This window comes from Paenibacillus vini, from assembly GCF_018403325.1.
Taxonomy (GTDB): domain Bacteria; phylum Bacillota; class Bacilli; order Paenibacillales; family Paenibacillaceae; genus Fontibacillus; species Fontibacillus vini.
In genome coordinates this window covers 102,720-119,289 of sequence record NZ_BOSL01000003.1, presented here as the reverse complement: position 1 = coordinate 119,289, position 16,570 = coordinate 102,720, and the positions used below count along the sequence as shown (strand labels likewise).

20 protein-coding genes are annotated in these 16,570 nt (G+C 49.1%); all 20 read right to left on the bottom strand.

Going from position 1 to position 16,570, the window contains the following annotated elements; genetic code table 11:
- Positions 1 to 22: 22 nt before the first annotated feature.
- Positions 23 to 1,117, bottom strand: a complete 1,095-nt coding sequence (gene flhB, locus KJS57_RS06330) for a flagellar biosynthesis protein FlhB (protein WP_213654142.1) — start codon at positions 1,115 to 1,117, stop codon at positions 23 to 25.
- A gap of 14 nt (positions 1,118 to 1,131) precedes the next feature.
- Positions 1,132 to 1,920, bottom strand: coding sequence for a flagellar biosynthetic protein FliR (gene fliR, locus KJS57_RS06325; protein ID WP_211021365.1), 789 nt, complete (start codon positions 1,918 to 1,920; stop codon positions 1,132 to 1,134).
- A 12-nt stretch (positions 1,921 to 1,932) separates the two neighbouring features.
- Entirely contained in the window at positions 1,933 to 2,202 is a 270-nt protein-coding gene (gene fliQ, locus KJS57_RS06320) for a flagellar biosynthesis protein FliQ (RefSeq protein ID WP_211021364.1), read from the bottom strand.
- A 69-nt stretch (positions 2,203 to 2,271) separates the two neighbouring features.
- Complete coding sequence (fliP, locus tag KJS57_RS06315; RefSeq protein ID WP_211021363.1) at positions 2,272 to 3,036, bottom strand: flagellar type III secretion system pore protein FliP; 765 nt, start codon at positions 3,034 to 3,036, stop codon at positions 2,272 to 2,274.
- Complete coding sequence (locus KJS57_RS06310) at positions 3,033 to 3,578, bottom strand: flagellar biosynthetic protein FliO (RefSeq protein WP_213654141.1); 546 nt, start codon at positions 3,576 to 3,578, stop codon at positions 3,033 to 3,035. Before KJS57_RS06310 ends, fliP begins: the two co-directional genes overlap by 4 nt.
- Before the next feature lie 10 nt (positions 3,579 to 3,588).
- Entirely contained in the window at positions 3,589 to 3,954 is a 366-nt protein-coding gene (locus KJS57_RS06305) for a response regulator (RefSeq protein WP_211021361.1), read from the bottom strand.
- 27 nt (positions 3,955 to 3,981) lie between these two features.
- Positions 3,982 to 5,238, bottom strand: coding sequence for a flagellar motor switch phosphatase FliY (gene fliY / locus KJS57_RS06300; protein WP_213654140.1), 1,257 nt, complete (start codon positions 5,236 to 5,238; stop codon positions 3,982 to 3,984).
- Positions 5,228 to 6,226 carry a flagellar motor switch protein FliM gene (gene fliM / locus KJS57_RS06295; protein WP_211021359.1) on the bottom strand — a complete coding sequence of 333 codons (999 nt, stop codon included), beginning with the start codon at positions 6,224 to 6,226 and terminating at the stop codon, positions 5,228 to 5,230. The genes fliY and fliM overlap by 11 nt, the downstream gene beginning before the upstream one ends.
- A 40-nt stretch (positions 6,227 to 6,266) precedes the next feature.
- Positions 6,267 to 6,737 carry a flagellar basal body-associated FliL family protein gene (locus tag KJS57_RS06290; protein WP_213654139.1) on the bottom strand — a complete coding sequence of 157 codons (471 nt, stop codon included), beginning with the start codon at positions 6,735 to 6,737 and terminating at the stop codon, positions 6,267 to 6,269.
- Entirely contained in the window at positions 6,734 to 6,958 is a 225-nt protein-coding gene (locus KJS57_RS06285) for a flagellar FlbD family protein (RefSeq protein ID WP_211021357.1), read from the bottom strand. The genes KJS57_RS06290 and KJS57_RS06285 overlap by 4 nt, the downstream gene beginning before the upstream one ends.
- A 59-nt stretch (positions 6,959 to 7,017) precedes the next feature.
- Positions 7,018 to 7,839 carry a flagellar basal body rod protein FlgG gene (flgG, locus tag KJS57_RS06280; protein ID WP_213654138.1) on the bottom strand — a complete coding sequence of 274 codons (822 nt, stop codon included), beginning with the start codon at positions 7,837 to 7,839 and terminating at the stop codon, positions 7,018 to 7,020.
- Positions 7,840 to 7,942: 103 nt separating this feature from the next.
- A complete protein-coding gene (locus KJS57_RS06275) occupies positions 7,943 to 8,326 on the bottom strand; it encodes a TIGR02530 family flagellar biosynthesis protein (protein WP_213654137.1) in 384 nt (127 codons plus the stop codon).
- Positions 8,323 to 8,874 carry a flagellar hook capping FlgD N-terminal domain-containing protein gene (locus KJS57_RS06270; RefSeq protein ID WP_213654136.1) on the bottom strand — a complete coding sequence of 184 codons (552 nt, stop codon included), beginning with the start codon at positions 8,872 to 8,874 and terminating at the stop codon, positions 8,323 to 8,325. The genes KJS57_RS06275 and KJS57_RS06270 overlap by 4 nt, the downstream gene beginning before the upstream one ends.
- A 21-nt stretch (positions 8,875 to 8,895) precedes the next feature.
- Positions 8,896 to 10,302, bottom strand: coding sequence for a flagellar hook-length control protein FliK (locus KJS57_RS06265; RefSeq protein ID WP_213654135.1), 1,407 nt, complete (start codon positions 10,300 to 10,302; stop codon positions 8,896 to 8,898).
- Between the two features lie 33 nt (positions 10,303 to 10,335).
- Entirely contained in the window at positions 10,336 to 11,280 is a 945-nt protein-coding gene (locus tag KJS57_RS06260; protein WP_213654134.1) for a MotE family protein, read from the bottom strand.
- Positions 11,281 to 11,322: 42 nt separating this feature from the next.
- Entirely contained in the window at positions 11,323 to 11,766 is a 444-nt protein-coding gene (gene fliJ, locus KJS57_RS06255) for a flagellar export protein FliJ (protein WP_211021351.1), read from the bottom strand.
- Positions 11,767 to 11,776: 10 nt separating this feature from the next.
- Positions 11,777 to 13,096, bottom strand: a complete 1,320-nt coding sequence (gene fliI, locus KJS57_RS06250; RefSeq protein WP_211021350.1) for a flagellar protein export ATPase FliI — start codon at positions 13,094 to 13,096, stop codon at positions 11,777 to 11,779.
- Entirely contained in the window at positions 13,083 to 13,937 is an 855-nt protein-coding gene (locus KJS57_RS06245) for a FliH/SctL family protein (protein ID WP_211021349.1), read from the bottom strand. Before KJS57_RS06245 ends, fliI begins: the two co-directional genes overlap by 14 nt.
- Positions 13,930 to 14,946: a flagellar motor switch protein FliG gene (fliG, locus tag KJS57_RS06240; protein ID WP_211021348.1), complete on the bottom strand. Its 1,017-nt coding sequence runs from the start codon at positions 14,944 to 14,946 to the stop codon at positions 13,930 to 13,932. Before fliG ends, KJS57_RS06245 begins: the two co-directional genes overlap by 8 nt.
- An 11-nt stretch (positions 14,947 to 14,957) precedes the next feature.
- Entirely contained in the window at positions 14,958 to 16,544 is a 1,587-nt protein-coding gene (gene fliF, locus KJS57_RS06235) for a flagellar basal-body MS-ring/collar protein FliF (RefSeq protein WP_213654133.1), read from the bottom strand.
- Positions 16,545 to 16,570: the final 26 nt, after the last annotated feature.

Genomic DNA, 16,570 nt, shown 5'->3' with positions numbered 1-16,570 from the left:
GGTTCTTCCTCCGATCCCGAACTTATTTCACTTTGCCTTGCAGTTTATATACATATGCCAGTACTTCGGCAACGGCTTGAAAGAGATCGCCGGGAATCATATCCCCGATTTCCGCTCTCTGAAACAGCGCCCTTGCCAGCGGCTTATTTTCAATCGTAACAACACCATGCTCCTTGGCAACCTCCTTGATCCGGAGTGCGACAAAGTCCTGCCCTTTGGCCACGACCTGCGGAGCCTCCATTTGCGATCCGTCATATTTCAGCGCTACGGCAAAATGCGTCGGGTTGGTAATGATCACATCTGCCTTCGGCACTTCTTGCATCATCCGTTGCAGCGCCATGCGGCGCTGTCTTTCCCGGATTTTGCCTTTGATGAGCGGGTCGCCTTCCATTTTCTTGTACTCGTCTTTCACGTCCTGTTTGGACATTTTAAGGCTCTTCTCATGCTCATACTTTTGATACATATAATCCAGCACCGCCAAAACGAGCAAAGCGGCGGCGATTTTAATGCCGAGGTTCATTGTGAGCTCCGCTGTGAAGTGAAATGCCTGTTCCACCGGGATTCTCCCAAGGGTTGCGAGATGACTTCTTGCCCCCCATATCGTCGTATAAACCAGGTACCCGATGATCGTCAGCTTAAATATCGATTTAAAAAACTCCACAAGCGAGCGCATGGAAAATATTTTTTTGAACCCTTTGATCGGGTCAAGCTTGTTGAAATGCATCTTCAGCGGATCACCGGTAAGAAGGAATCCTACCTGGGCATAGTTGGCGATAACCCCCATCACAACGACAACCAAAAAGACCGGAGCAATCAGCAGAAGAATCTGAACCGCATAATCCCCTAGCATGATCATTACATTTTCCTTGGTCACATCCATCGTCAAGCGGTGGTAAAAAATATCCGTAAACAAAGCGACCAATCTTTCTTTGATATAGCCGCCAAAGGCCATAAGACACATAAAAGTAGATAATAGAATGATCGAGCCGGATATATCCTGGCTTTTCGCAACCTGGCCTTTCTTTCTTGCTTCCTGCCGCTTTTTGGGCGTCGCTTTCTCCGTCTTCTCCCCGGCAAACATCTGCAAATCCAGTTTATAACGATACCGGTACGTCATCAGCGATTCCCTCCCTATGTCGGCCGACTCCCCAGCGTTCCAAATAAATTGTGCAGCGCATTAAACATCACTTCAAACAAATGTTCAAACGCGTAGATGAAGCCCGGAATCAAAAGGAGCAGTACAACCAGTCCCACAATAATCTTCAGGGGAATCCCTATTACGAAAACGTTGAACTGAGGTGCCGTACGAGCCAGAAAGCCGAGAGCAACGTCCGTTAAAAACAAGGCAACCACCAGCGGCGCAGCCATTTGAAAAGCAAGCGTAAACGACTGACTGAAGGTGCTGACCAGAAACTCCGTAACGCCTCCACGATAAATCCTTTGAAAAACATCGTTTGATAACGGGATCCAGTTATAACTACGAATTACTGCGTCAAGCAAATAGTGGTGTCCGTTAATGCTTAAAAAGACCAGCGTGGCGATAATATACTTAAAGTTCCCTAGGACGGGAGCGGAAGCGCCTGTCATCGGATCAAGCACGTTCGCCATACCGAATCCGATCTGAATATCAATAAAAGATCCGGCAGTCAAAATGACCGAAAAGATCAGGTAGGCCACAAACCCCATCAGCAGGCCGATCAAGACCTCACGGATAATCATCAAGACGTATCCAAGATCTTGGGGTATCACCTGATTCGTTCCTTGAATCATCAAAATTAACAATGCGATCATAGCGGAGAGTCCAATTTTGAATGTGTTAGGAACTCCACGTGAAGAAAAAACCGGAGCGACAACAAAAAACGCCGTCATTCGACAAAAAATAAGCATAAAGACAGAAATTCCGTGCAGTATAATCTCCATAATTTCTTCGGCCTAACCGATATAACTAGATAGGTTGTTAAATATGCTGTAGGTAAAATCGACAAGCGTCGTTAATATCCACGGCCCAAACATCAGCAGTGCTAACAGTACGGCGACGATCTTGGGAACGAAGGCCAGCGTCTGCTCTTGAATTTGGGTGGTAGCTTGGAAAATACTCACGATCAAACCGACGACCAAACCGATAATCAGCATCGGGGCACTAACCTTCAATACGGTATAAACGGCTTGTCCGGCCAAACCGATAATAAAATCCGAACTCATAACCGTCTTCCCCCTCTTTACTAAAAATATGAATGACCTGCGCTAGACCGAAGCCATCCTTTTACATAACTATGGACTGAAACTCACCAGCAGTGACTTGACGATCAGATACCATCCGTCCACCAGGACGAACAACAATATCTTGAACGGTAAGGAAATCATGACCGGCGGCAGCATCATCATCCCCATGGCCATCAGAACGCTGGCCACGACGATATCGATAATCAAAAACGGTATAAATATCATGAAGCCCATCTGAAATGCGGTCTTTAGTTCACTGATTGCGAAAGCCGGAACCATAACTGTAATCGGAATGTCTTTATAGCTCTGCGGCTTCTCCGTTTTGGTATAACTCATGAATAATTGCAGGTCTTTGGGCCGCGTGTGCGAATACATAAATTTCTTCATCGGTTCTGATGCTTTGCTCAGCGCTTCCGTTTGAGTAATTTCCCCTTTGATATACGGCTGCAGTGCCACCTCATTAATCGTCGACAACGTCGGACTCATCACGAAAATCGTCAAAAAAAGAGCCAACCCGACAAGCACTTGATTGGGAGGCGATGTCGCAGTTCCGAGAGAGCTGCGGACAAATCCGAGCACAATCACGATCCGCGTAAAGCTTGTCATTAGAACGAGAATGGCTGGAGCTACACTCAAGACCGTAATCATCAGAATAAGGGACAGTGAGCTTGTCCCCGCACCCGAGCCCGTGTCCCCTCCGATTTGGATCCCTATATTTGGAATCGGATCGACCGGTTCGGCAGAAGCTATGGAAACCGCAAACAGACTCCATAAAGCGAAAAATAATGTCACGACTAGGACTTTGTTCTTCATGAATCCCTCAACCGATCTGTAGATTGTTCTTCCTGATCCTTTAAAAGTTCCTCCATTTGAGTCTTGCGGCTTGGCATTCTCTTTACCTGAGAGTGAAACACCTCATGAAAGGACTTCCCTTCCAGTTCCTCGACTTCTTGCGGAGGCTCTTTGCGGAATCGGGAGACGAGACCAGATATGGCCGAAGCGAACCCGGCGAACTCCGTCCCCTCCTCTTCAAAAGCCTGCTGCAATACAATCACTTCTTCCGGATCGGAAATCTTGTCGACCAAGGTGATATTCTCGCCTACACCGACAAGGTAAATGCTGCTACCGATCTCGATCACCTGGAGCGACTTGTTCGGCCCGAGGCCGACGGCTCCCATCGTACGGATCGAGCGGCTTTGGGATAAAAGCGAATTCTTTTTCCCGAGAAAACGAATTAACAGAATAATCAGAACGATGATTATTGCTAAAACGGCGATGACCGTTATCAAGTTACCCCAAAGATTGACATCTCCGCCCCCATATTCTTCGGGGGTGCCGGATTGTGATAGGTACATGGCTTATCGCCTACAATCCAAGCGTTTTGTTGATAGCTTCAATTACACGATCGGACTGGAACGGCTTAACGATGAAGTCCTTCGCACCGGCTTGAATCGCATCGATAACCATAGCCTGCTGTCCCATAGCCGAGCACATAATAACCTTGGCATTTGGATCCAACTTCTTAATTTCCTTCAATGCTGCGATTCCGTCCATTTCAGGCATCGTGATATCCATAGTGATGAGATCCGGATGCAATTCCTTAAATTTCTCGATCGCTTGCCCGCCATCCTGAGCTTCACCGACAACCTCGAACCCATTTTTCGTTAAAATATCGCGGATCATCATTCTCATAAAAGCTGCATCGTCTACGATTAGAATTCGGTTTGCCATTGATTTAAAATCCTCCCTAAACTTCTACTATTGTAATTTTTGAATGCGGTCCCACTGACTGACAATATCCGTGACGCGTACGCCAAAGTTCTCATCGATGACAACAACCTCGCCTTTTGCTATCAGCTTGTTGTTCACCAATATGTCCACCGGTTCACCGGCAAGCTTGTCCAGTTCGATAATCGAACCTTGGGACAGCTCCAGGATATCCTTAATCTGCTTTTGGGTCCTCCCTAATTCTACGGTGACTTTAAGGGGAATGTCCATCAATAAGTTTAAATTATTTGCGTCAGCTTGCCCGAATGAGGGATTTCCCAAATTCGCAAACTGGACAGGCTGTACGTTTACCCCTCGTCCGGTCATTCCGCCATAATGCTGAGGCTCGCTGTAAGGCCGTTCCTGAGGCGGATAATAGTATCCCGGAGGCGCTTGCATCGGCGCTCCCATCGGTGTTTGCATCGGCGGCTGCATAGCCTGTGGAGCATGTTGCTCGACCATAGGCGGCTGCTGATAAACAGGTGCGGGCGGTTCGTATGCAGGTGCAGGAGGCTCGGCGTAAGCCGGTGGTGCCGCTGCAGCAGCTACTTCCTGAACGGCAGGTTCCGAAGATGAACCGTTGATCAGGCTATCGACCATTTCTTTGGCGAATTTAACCGTCAACAGCTGCATGATCGTTGAATCGATCAAATCCCCGATCGTCAGGCGGAACGAAATTTTGATCAGAATTTCATCGGGCGGCAGGCTGGTTACTCCGCTTCCGTTAGTCATGTTCAAAATATCGATGCCCGGCGGGGAGATGTTCACGAACCGGTTAAAGATCGTTGACATCGATGTTGCGGAAGAACCCATCATCTGGTTCATCGCTTCCTGCACGGCACTGATATGAATTTCGTTCAGCTCTTCATCCGCAGGGTTGCCTTCGCCGCCCAGCATCAGATCGGCTATAACCTGTGCGTCCCTTGTCTTAATGACAAGCGAGTTGACTCCTTCGAAGCCGTCAACGTATTGAACGTGAATGGCGACATGAGGCTTGGGAAACTCGGATTCAAACTGCGAACGCGTAATAATGGATACTTTAGGCGTTGTAATATCAACCTTTTTGCTAAGCAGTGTCGACAGGGCCGTTGCTGCACTTCCGAAAGTGATGTTTCCGATTTCGCCGAGTGCGTCTTGTTCCAGCAGCGACAAATAATCGGAGACGGTTGGTTCAGGAGCCGAGTCCATGCTCGTTTGTTTCAGCAGGGCATCTATTTCTTCCTGGGACAAATAATCTTTACTCGTCAAGTTCCTCAACTCCTTCGCTAACAATTTCATCAATTTGAACGGCGACGCGATCCTTCAGCGTTCCCGGGCTTCCGATATATTTCAGCCGGTCGCCTACGCGGATGGATAGTCCCTCCTGAACCGGTTTGTTCAGGGAGATGACATCGCCCACGGATAACTCCAGAAATTCCTGGACCGTGATTTGGGATTCGCCGAGCTCCGCAACAATCGGCAGCTTGGCTTTATGCACCCGATGCCGAAGGGCGTCAACCTCTTCGGGAACCCGGGATTTTTTCTGGGATACAAACCAATGGTGAACCGACAGCTTGGGCATGATCGGTTCAATTACGACATGAGGGATACAAAGGTTGATCATCCCCGAAGTGTCCCCGATCTTCGTACTCAGCGAGATAAGCGCAATCGTTTCGTTCGGGGAAACGATTTGCATAAATTGAGGATTAGTTTCAAGCGCCTCCATCCGCGGATTGATATCAATCACGGTTTTCCAGGCTTCCTGAAGACTTTCGAAAGCCCTACTGAAGATGCGCTCCATAATAATCGTCTCGATCTCTGTCAAAGAACCGATTTTGGACGGTGAGGTCCCGATTCCTCCCAGCAGCCTGTCCAGCATGGCAAAAGCTACGTTGGGGTGAACCTCCAGCACCATTCTGCCTTCAAGCGGCTCCGCTTCGAAAATGTTTAGAATGGTCATCTTCGGAATGGAGCGGATGAACTCATCGTAAGGAAGCTGTTCAACCTGAACAACGTTGATCTGAACGAAAGTCCGCAGTTGGGCCGAAAAATAGGTTGTAAGAAATCTGGCGAAATTCTCATGAATCCGGGTCAAGCTGCGGATATGATCTTTGGAGAATCGAACCGCTCTTTTAAAGTCGTAAGCCCGGATCTTCTTTTGCGTTTCTTCCTTTTTCAGTTCCTCGGCATCCATTTCTCCAGAGGACAGCGCCGCAAGTAAGGCATCAATTTCATTTTGCGATAATACATCTACCAAACAATTCACCCCCTTGAAAGAAAGTCTACATCGATATGCTCTAGATAGTTGTCATAACAAAGTAAGTGATATCGATTTGAATCAGTTTCCCTTCCGGCAGTGTCTTGTTGATCAGATTCGTCAGCTTGGAACTTAAATTGTCCTTGCCTTTTGCCCCTGTCAAATCTTCCGGTTTGGTGTCGGCGAGCGTCTTAATAATAATTGGCTTAACTTTGAAGTCCTTGATTTTATCAAAAGCCTCTTTAGAAGCCCCATTATCGAGTTGGAAGGCAAAATTCATCACCACGACATAGTTCGGATCAGACAAATTGGTTTTGATGTCATCGATCGTCGAAGTTACTTTTACAATTTCATCCGCTGTCAAATGTCTCGGTACAGCCTCTTCATTTACAGCAGCTTTTGCTTCGCCGCCTGCTGGGCCTGACATTTGATTAATCAGCAGGAAGGCGGCCAATACGATCAATGTAATCGAAAGCAGAATCGTAATCAGCCATGGCGCCATCTTTTTCATGACAATTCCTCCGTTTGTTGCACTTTAATAGTTGCTGCGTGGATACCGATCTCGGTGTAGTACTCTTTAATCATCGCAAGCACTTCAACCGCCTTCTCCAACACAATAATACGTTTTCCTGTGATCAGGGTTACGTACGTATCGGGTGTTTCTTCCACGGTTTCGATCATCATCGCGTTAAGCCACATCTGAGAACCGTTCAGTCGTGTTACTGAAATCATGATTACCCTCCCAAGTAGAACGGGGGAAGAAAGGTGTTCCTCCCCCGCTATCCTTCATCTTAACGCTTCAGGTTGACAACTTCCTGCAGCACTTCATCCGATGTGGTAATAATGCGGGAGTTCGCCTGGAATCCGCGCTGGGCAACGATCATTTCGGTAAATTCCCCCGTCAGATCGACGTTGGACATTTCCAGCTGACCCGCAACGATAGCACCGGTTCCGTCTTCAGTGTTGTTCGCCGTTGTAGGAACGAGCTCGCCTTCCGCGTTCGCATTCAAAGTCATGCGATATAGATTGCCGCCGATTTTCTCCAGACCTTCCGGGTTCGAAACCTTAGCCACACCAATTTGAGCGCCTGGTTCGGTTTCTCCCGTGCTCAATTTCTGGACGATAGTTCCGTCCGCAGAGATCGAGAATGCCGTTACATCTTCCCCGATCGGCTCAAGCGGAGCGCCGCCTGCGTCGCAAACAAGCAGGCCATCCGAAGTTACCAGTTGTCGGGCAGCATCCAGGTGAAAGTCACCTGCACGGGTCAAGAACGGAACTTCCTGATCTGCCGAAAGCTTCACCAGGAAAAATCCGTCTCCGTCGATCCGAAGATCAAGCGGATTGTTCGTCGTCATCGCACTGCCGCCGGTGTGCACGGTATCGATCGAACCGATGGATACCCCTAGGCCGATCTGTTTCGCGTTGATACCGCCGCTTTCGCCTTCTGCAGGAGCAGTTACGCCCGAAACCGTTTGGCTCATGATATCCTTGAACATCACGCGTCCCGCTTTGAAGCCTACCGTGTTTACGTTGGCAATATTGTTGCCGATGACATCGAGTTTCGTTTGAAAGCCGCGCATACCGGAAACACCCGAATACATTGATCTTAACATTTCGAAAATTCCTCCCAGGATTAAAAGTTTTATCGATACTTTTGACCGCATCAGTCGATCAGCGGTCAATGATGGCTTTCCGAATCCGGGCCAGCCATATGAACTAAGAAATTATTACAGCGCTGTCTATTTGGGTGAAAACATTGTCTTTCATGCTGTTGCCGTCCATCGCCGTTACAACCGTTCGGTTGTTGACATTGACAATCAAGGCCATATCTTTCATCAGAATCAGTGAATCCTTTGCCCCCTTGGCGGCGGCGCTGTCGATGGCCGATTCTATCTGGCTCAATTGTTCGGGCTTCAGCTCAATGCCTCTTTGTTCAAGCCGTTTAACCGCATGATTGCTAAAATGTAAAAGCCGGTTTTGAAGCAAATCCTTAAACGCAGGTCCTTGCGCTTCCGCAGATTTGACCGTTCTGTTTTGGCTTAAGGCGTTAGGCTGAATTCGGCCGGGATATAAACTGCCTATCCGGATGGGATCGTTCATTGCGCACCCGCTCCTTCTCCAGTCGCGTCATTACCAGCGCCTGAATTGGAATGGCTTCCTTCTTCTTCTGAAGGCTCCTCCGGTACCGGTGCGTTCTCCACCTGCTGGATTTGGGAAAGCTCGACCTCTTTTCCGCCAACCTTCACATAATGAGTTCCGCTACGTACGATAATGGAATCAACCAGACCGCTTTCAATAGTTTGAATCACTTCGGTCTTTCCTGTATTCACATCGTAATTTCCCGTCTTGGTTTCGCCTACCCAACTAACCAATTTACCGATGAGTCCCGAACTGTTGCCAAGCGACTGACTCATGGCAGTGAGCTGATTAGAAATGTTGGTCAATTGTTCGACGGAAGTGAATTGTGCCATCTGGGCAATCATTTGAGAATTATCCATCGGCGACAACGGGTCTTGATATTGCATTTGGGCCATCATTAGCTTTAAAAAGTCGTCTTTGCCAAGTTGAGTATCCTTCTTGCTGGCCTTCGAAACATTCTCCGCAGCGTAATTCGGCCACATAACTCCGGTTGAAACGATGTCTGCCATCGCTTATCATCCTCCTTTCACTTAGGCTTTTGCTACAAACGAACTTCCGGCTTCTCTTTCTCTGATTTCGGAAATCCATTCATTCCATTCTTCGTTCAAATCCTGGATTCCGACCAGTTCCTCTTCAAGCATCATTTCCCGGCGCTTCCCGTTTTGCTGTTGATTCGTGCCGCTACCTTGTTGGCGGCCATCCTGATACATATGAGAGGATAGAGACGCGTTCTGTGTTACTTCGAGCTTACCGACCTGAAGACCCTGGGATTGTAAAGCCGTTCTCAGTTGCGCCAGCTGTGCTTCAAGCGATTCTTTAGCAAAAGCATGCTCGGTTACGAATTGAGCTACCATATGTCCGTTTTGCATCGTGATCTTCACATCTACCTGTCCCAAATGCTCCGGATAGAGAGATATTCTTGCTTCAGACAATCCCCCAGCCTTTACGATTTCCAGCTTACTGACCAGAAAGCGGCTCATTTCCTGTCCGAATTTCTCGACCGGTACTTGAGGAGCTTCAGGTTTTACGGCTGCTGCCGCGCTATCGCGAAGCGCAAGTTGACCTGCGGTCGTAATATTTCCGGAAGCCAGCGGCTGATCTCCGTCCGATGTCGCATGATCACCAAGCGTCGATTCCTCACTTGCTGCAATCACAGCTTGACTGGTTACGGATCCGGCTTTGACGGTTACGTCAAGATCAGCTTTCTGAGCGAGACTATTGGTTTGAGCATCATTAGCTTTGGAACTTACGGTTTGTCCATTCTGGCTTTGCATCGCGGAATGTTCCTTTAGTTCGGCTCCTGGCAGATTAAAAATCCCTCCTGCCTGTTTACCGCTTGCCAGCTTGGTGTCGCTGTTCAAACCTGCGTCAGCCATCAGACTTTGCAAGGATTCCATCAAAGCTTTGGCATGAAGCGAATCCACTGGTGTTGCCGTCATAGCCTTAGCACTTGAAGCTGTTGCAAGCTGTAGCAATGCATCTTGAACCGCAAAACGCACGGTTTGCGGATGCTCTGCCAATGTCGGAAGCAATGCTTCGGCGTCTCCGTTATCCGCGGACTGTCCCGGGTCATTATTCTGAAGGAATTGTTGAACATTCGTAATCCAGCCTTGCAGCACGGTCAACAGGTCCGGATTTTCCGCCAGCGCTTGATCCAACTGGTCCAGTTGCTCCAACAGCCCTTGAAGCAGCGCATCCAAGCCGCCTTCTTCGCCCTCCGGCATTAATCCTTCTCCCGTATCCGTCAGCCCTGCCAACATCGCCAGCTGCGAGGTAAGCTGTGTTTCCTGCGGCTGGGTACCGCCGCCCATCATCGAGAGCAAAGCTTGATCAAAAGAAACGGTTGCCCCTTGACCGGAAACATTTTTACCGCCTGATCCATACCACAATCCGCCTACCGCTGATCCTGCCGATACATTAGATAAAGTTTGGCTCATTTTCTTATTCACCTCCTTTCACGGAATGATCTGCTATTTGCTTATCAGTTGGTTCACGATTTTGACCGAGAGCTTTTCGTCTTCTTTGGTCATGGCGTCCAATATTTTAGAGCGTGTCGTGTCGTTTACGGCCTTTAAAATTTTCAAAGCCTTCTCGGGACTGATTTTGTATGTTTGAATAATCAGCTTGGATGCGGCGTCCGCGGACATCGATCCAAAGGTTTGGCTCAGCTGCGTTTCATCGAGCGCATTCCCCGACGATTGAGCCGGTGTTGCGTCGGCTGCTTCTTTCTTGAGCCTCGATTGCAGCGCGGCAATCGCCAGCTCTTCAGCCGGCTTCACGTCCTTCAGCATGATCGAGATGTCGGCCGCCTTTTGCGGATCCATCTTCTCCAAAATCGCTACCTTACTCTCATTGCTCATCACGCTAAACATCTGGAGCGTTTCATCGGTCGTCAGCTTGTCAAAGATCGCGGCCGCTTTACTCGGACTCATCTCGGAATAAATTTGCGCAAGCTTCTTAACCTCTTTTTGATAAGCAGCTTGTTCCTCAGCCGCTTTTTCTTCTTCCGCTTTCGTTTGAGCGGATTGGAGCTGAGTCTCCAGTTCCTTCACCTTACTGTCTTTCTCTGCAACCTGCCGGCCTGCCTCTTCCAATTCGGCTTCCTGCTTCGCCACTTGCTCCTTTAACTGGTTCAAAGTAGCTTTTGTGCTCTCTTCCTGTTTCTTCTGTTCGGCCTTTTTGTCCGCTTCCTTTTCTTTATCCGATTTACTCGATTCCGGGTCCGGAATGATTTTGTTAATAAACGGGATTTTGTCCCCGATTTCTAACATCGTGTTCTTGAAACTCGGACTAAAAAGCGTAAGAAGCACAGCCAGCAAAACGACAGTAAACAAAATTGGAGTCATAAAGAACAGAAACTTCGAAAAGCCTCCGCCGGATTCCTCCAGCTCCTCATCCAATTCCGTCCGTGCCATCTTCATCCCTCCTTCGCAAACCCATTCTTGGCCCTAACTCCTTTAACGGGCTCTCATGGCGAACCGGACCGTTGCCATCTCATCCAGTTCGTTTTGTTCCCGAAGAAGCATTTCCTGTTGAAATTTTTCTTTTGCCTTCTCTTTTGCTTTCATCCAAACTTTTTCGTCCAGCATTTTGCCGCTGAGCACCGTTTTTTTATGATCCACGTTGACTTCCGCTCGCTTCACATCTCCGATTTTGCGGTTAATGCAGTCTTCGAGATAATCCATATAACGTTGAAGCTCCTGCAGCTTGATCATGGATGCCTTATTCTCCATCTCGTTCTGAATTACGGAATGCGTCCGGGATCTTTCCTCCAGCAGCTGCTCCAATGAGCATTGTTCCGACTGAAGAATACCGACCGCAGCCGAGAGCATCCATTCTGCCTGGGTCTTCTCATTGGTCTTCAAGTCCACGACTTTCTGATAAACGTAACGGAATCTCATCCTTTAACCGTCATCTCCTCGCAAATTCGGAAATTAATTGTGCCTGCGCTTCGGGCAGTGTAACCTTCTCGTTCACTTTCTGTCTGGAAAAACCCCATATACTTTGGATATAGCCGATCGCTTCATCTATTTCCGCATTTGAACCCTGCTGATAAGCTCCAATATTGATAAGATCCTCGGAATCCTTATACACAGCCAGCAGACGCTTCAGATTCTCCGCGGCATCGTTTTGTTCATCCGACACGATGTCCTTCATCACCCGGCTGATGCTGGCGAGAATGTCGATGGCCGGGAAATGGCCTTTATTCGCAATGTTCCTGTTCAGCACAATATGGCCGTCCAATATTCCCCGCACCGCGTCGGCGATCGGTTCATTCATATCGTCCCCATCAACCAATACGGTGTAAAAAGCGGTTATCGAACCGGTTGGCCCGGTTCCCGCACGTTCCATCAATTTCGGAAGCGCCGCAAAAACGGAAGGGGTGTATCCCCGCATCGCCGGAGGCTCGCCGACTGCGAGACCGACTTCACGTAGCGCCATGGCGTAACGAGTGACCGAGTCCATCATGAGCATGACATTAAGCCCTCTGTCCCGGAAATACTCCGCAATGGAGGTAGCGATGAGCGCTCCCTTCATGCGGATCAACGCCGGCTGATCGGAGGTGGCCACGATAACAACGGAACGTTCCAATCCTTCGGGACCGAGATCGCGCTCAATGAAATCCAACACCTCGCGCCCCCGTTCCCCGACCAGAGCGATGACATTGACATCCGCCGCCGTATTCCGGGCGATCATCCCCATAAGGGTACTCTTCCCGACGCCCGAACCGGCAAAAATACCGACCCGCTGTCCTTTCCCGATGGTCAGCAGTCCGTCGATCGCTCTGACGCCGATGCTGATCGGTTCCGCTACGCGAGGACGGTTTAGCGGGTTCATCGGTTTGTTAAATGTCGAGTAATGCCCCATCCTCGACGGCAATACCGATCCGTCGAGCGGCTGACCCAATCCGTCCAGCACCTTGCCGAGCAATTCAGAGCCGACCTGTACGGTAAGCGGTTTGCCGGTTCCCACGACATCGCAGCCCGGACCGATCGAGGTCAGTTCGCCGAGCGGCATCAGCAGCACTTTATTGTCGCGAAAGCCAACGACTTCCGCTTGCAGTGGCTGTGATGATTTGCTCGGATAAATGTAGCAGACGTCGCCGATGCTCGCATCCGGCCCCTCGGATTCCACCATTAACCCAATGACCTGGGTCACTTTCCCGTTAATCCGGACGGGGTCCAATTGCCGAAGATGGTCGATATAACGCCCTGAATTAATGTTCGTCATTCGGCAATCCCCGTTCCTCGGCCTGGCGCGAAATGCGCAACAGCTCTTTTTTGATCTCCGTCAGTTGCGTATCGATTCTGGCATCCACGCTTCCGAAGGAAGATCGTATTACGCAGCCTCGATCCTGTACGGTCGGATCCGGCAAGATTTGCAATTCGGCTTGAGAGTCGATGACTAGACTCAGTTCTTCCCTTGCGGCTTGCACGAAGGCAAACTGGGAAGGCGCCACGCATAATGTCAAAATCCCCTGCTCCCGCTTGCGGGACAAGCTCTGCTTGATCAAATCCACCGTATAATCCGGTTCGAGATCTAATTGCTTGTCGATAATTTTCTCGGCAATCGCGCAGCTCAGTTCCACCAGGAACGGTTCCGCTTCCTGAATGATCCGTTCTTTCTCTAAATAAGCTTGTTCGAGAACAGAGCTCGCTTCCGCCATCATTTCCTCTATTTTTGCCTGCAGCGTTTCCTCTGCCTGCAGCTTACCTTCTTCATAGCCTTCATTGAACGCTTCGGATTTCACGGCTTCCACCAGATGCTCATCCTGTTCCCTGCGCTCATTCCACCACGCTTCGATTTGCTCTCTGGCCTCGGCCAACATTTGCTCGGCCTGTTCCGAAGCGGCTCTGACCTGACTTTCGGCAAATTCTTTGGCATCGGTCAGCATCTGTTGTCTTGCTTCTTCGGCAGCCTCGTCATGAGTGGACCGGATATCCTCCTGAACCTCTCCCGAAGCCGCCTCATCTGATCGCTGTTCCTCATAAGTCTCATACGTTTTGGCTAAGTTTAGCTGTTTAAGGATGTCTACCGGCACGTATTGGGATACTTTGATCAAATTAGACAATAATGTCATCTCCTCCGCCGCGGGCGATTATAATCTCTCCGGCATCTTCCAGTCTGCGGATGGTAGCTACGATACGGGTCTGAGCTTCTTCAACATCACGCAGCCGAACAGGACCCATAAATTCCATTTCTTCCTTGAATGTATCGGACATCCGCTTAGACATGTTGCGGAATACCGCTTCGCGGACTTCTTCACTCGCAACCTTAAGCGCAAGCTGCAAATCCGCATTTTCGATGTCGCGGATGATCCGTTGAATGGAACGGTTGTCGATGTTGACGATATCCTCGAAGACAAACATCCGTTTCTTGATCTCTTCCGCAAGCTCCGGATCCTGAATTTCCAAGGAGTCCAGAATCGTACGCTCCGTCCCCCGGTCGACACCGTTCAGGATTTGTACGATGGCCTCGATACCGCCGGCGCTTGTATAATCCTGAGTTACCGTTGCGGACAACTTCTGTTCCAGTACACGTTCCACTTGGGATACGACTTCCGGCGAGGTGCTGTCCATCACGGCGATTCTTCTCGCCACTTCCGCCTGCTTCTCCTGAGGCAGCGAGGAAAGAATGACCGCTGCCTGCTCGAACTGGAGGTAAGATAAGACGAGAGCGATCGTCTGAGCATTTTCGTTCTGAATGAAGTTCAAGATTTGGTTCGGATCCGCTTTGCGTGCAAAATCGAATGGGCGAACCTGCAAGGTTGCAGTCAAACGGTTGATAATGTCGATCGCCTTGGATTGGCCCAACGCTTTCTCCAAAATTTCCTTCGCGTACGTAATGCCGCCTTGCGTGATATATTCCTGAGCAAGACAGATCTGGTGAAATTCCGCCATGATCATGTCCTTCTCGGTGCTGTCTACCTTGCGCACATTGGCGATCTCAAGCGTAAGCTGCTCGATTTCCTCTTCGCGCAAATGTTTGAATATTTGAGCAGAAACTTCCGGACCAAGCGTAATCAGCAATATTGCCGCTTTTTGCCTTCCGCTTAATCCCTGGGAATTTAATTTTGACAATGCGTTCACCTCTATTCGTCAGCCAGCCAGGTGCGAAGCAAGTTGACGAATTCGTCCGGCTTCTTCTTGGCCAGCGTCTCCAGCTGTTTGCGCACTTGGTTCTCGTTTGTGACAGTTTCCAAGTTAATGGAAGGAAACTCCGGCGTAAGCGGCATCGGGATTTCTTCTTCCACCTCTTCTTTTTTGCCTTTCCGGCGGATTAACAAGAATACGATACCCGCAATTGCCAGCAATGCCGCGGCTCCGACGCCCCATACCAGCGGGCTGGAAAGGCTCAGACCGGAAGCTTTAGTATCCGGATTATGAAAAGCTTGAGAGAAAACAGAAACTTTCTTCTCTAAATCAGCGTCTGTATAAGTAGTACCGGAATCTGCAAGATACGATCCGACAATGTTGGTCAAAATGTTCTCGATCGCCGTTTGAGTCGCCGGGTCTAAAGTTTGTTGTCCATCTGGTGGTTCAACTGCTACGTTAATGGTTAAATCTTTTATAACGTAAGGACTGGCCACAATATCCTTGGTAATTCGGTTGACCTCGTAATTGATGGTGGATGATGATTCCTCCGAAGACGAACCTCCGCTTTGCGTATCCGTTCCAGGATAGTTGGATACATCCGTTTCCCCGGTACCCGCTACGCCGCTATCAGGACTTCCTTCTCCGGTATAGCTTTTCTGAATTTTTTGGGCACTGATCTCGATACCCTTCATATTCTCGGTATCAACGGGGGTTACCAAATTTTCCTTTTGGCTAATCTGGTCAAAGTTGAGTTTGGAAGTAACCAAGACCTCCACTTTGTCTTGTCCCATCAATTTAGCCAGGAACTGTCTGACGCTTTGTTTTACGTCGCTCTCGAACTTTTTCTGAAGAGCCATATTTTCTTGCACAGCCGTAGTCAGCGAGCCGATCTGACCGCCCTGCCCTGTAGGCAGCAGTACCGTGTCATCGCTGGAAGACAACGAAATGTTCTCAACCGGCAGATTCGGCACCGAAGTTTTGACGAGATTAAAATATCCATCAACCGCTTCCTGATTCGGACGATATCCCGGCTTGAATGTTACAACGACAGAAGCGGATGCTTTTTCTTGTTCATCAGGGCTGGCAAACACATTCTCTGTCGGTAAGTTAATCAATACCTTTGCGTCTTGAACCCCCTGCATCCTCTTCAAGAGCTGTTCGATCTCACCGTTCAACGCGCTTTTGTATTTCACTCCGAATTCATTGTCAGTCATCCCGATCAGAGACGAGCTTTCATTAAAAGCTTCCCAACCGATAGAACCGTTCTGGACGATTCCTTGCGAACCGACGTCCACTTTGACGCGGGATGCTTCTTTGCTGGGAACGGAAATGCTCGTTCCGTCCGCACCAAGCTTATAAGGAATTCCGCTCGATTCCAGGTGATTAATGATCCCTGCCGCATCCGTAGAGTCCAGACCCGTAAAGGCGACTTCATATTCCGTTTTGGAAAATTGGATCGTTAGAAGAATCACCGCTAACAGAATGATTGCTATCGTAGAAATAAGTAATGTTTTTTGTTTCTTGCTGAAATGGTTCCAGTACCCGGTCAATTTATCCCGATACTGGGCAATTCTTTCATTCACAACGTCACCTCATCCGAAGCATGCTA

What these genes read in the sequence shown, in the direction of transcription:
- fliR (WP_211021365.1), bottom strand. Translation starts at nt 1,920, where the DNA reads ATGGAGATTATACTGCACGGAATTTCTGTCTTTATGCTTATTTTTTGT.
- KJS57_RS06290 (WP_213654139.1), bottom strand. Translation starts at nt 6,737, where the DNA reads ATGAAAAAGATGGCGCCATGGCTGATTACGATTCTGCTTTCGATTACA.
- KJS57_RS06260 (WP_213654134.1), bottom strand. Translation starts at nt 11,280, where the DNA reads ATGGCACGGACGGAATTGGATGAGGAGCTGGAGGAATCCGGCGGAGGC.
- KJS57_RS06275 (WP_213654137.1), bottom strand. Translation starts at nt 8,326, where the DNA reads ATGAACGATCCCATCCGGATAGGCAGTTTATATCCCGGCCGAATTCAG.
- KJS57_RS06265 (WP_213654135.1), bottom strand. Translation starts at nt 10,302, where the DNA reads ATGAGCCAAACTTTATCTAATGTATCGGCAGGATCAGCGGTAGGCGGA.
- flgG (WP_213654138.1), bottom strand. Translation starts at nt 7,839, where the DNA reads ATGTTAAGATCAATGTATTCGGGTGTTTCCGGTATGCGCGGCTTTCAA.
- KJS57_RS06310 (WP_213654141.1), bottom strand. Translation starts at nt 3,578, where the DNA reads ATGTACCTATCACAATCCGGCACCCCCGAAGAATATGGGGGCGGAGAT.
- fliI (WP_211021350.1), bottom strand. Translation starts at nt 13,096, where the DNA reads ATGACGAACATTAATTCAGGGCGTTATATCGACCATCTTCGGCAATTG.
- fliQ (WP_211021364.1), bottom strand. Translation starts at nt 2,202, where the DNA reads ATGAGTTCGGATTTTATTATCGGTTTGGCCGGACAAGCCGTTTATACC.
- fliP (WP_211021363.1), bottom strand. Translation starts at nt 3,036, where the DNA reads ATGAAGAACAAAGTCCTAGTCGTGACATTATTTTTCGCTTTATGGAGT.
- fliJ (WP_211021351.1), bottom strand. Translation starts at nt 11,766, where the DNA reads ATGAGATTCCGTTACGTTTATCAGAAAGTCGTGGACTTGAAGACCAAT.
- flhB (WP_213654142.1), bottom strand. Translation starts at nt 1,117, where the DNA reads ATGACGTACCGGTATCGTTATAAACTGGATTTGCAGATGTTTGCCGGG.
- KJS57_RS06270 (WP_213654136.1), bottom strand. Translation starts at nt 8,874, where the DNA reads ATGGCAGACATCGTTTCAACCGGAGTTATGTGGCCGAATTACGCTGCG.
- KJS57_RS06305 (WP_211021361.1), bottom strand. Translation starts at nt 3,954, where the DNA reads ATGGCAAACCGAATTCTAATCGTAGACGATGCAGCTTTTATGAGAATG.
- KJS57_RS06285 (WP_211021357.1), bottom strand. Translation starts at nt 6,958, where the DNA reads ATGATTTCAGTAACACGACTGAACGGTTCTCAGATGTGGCTTAACGCG.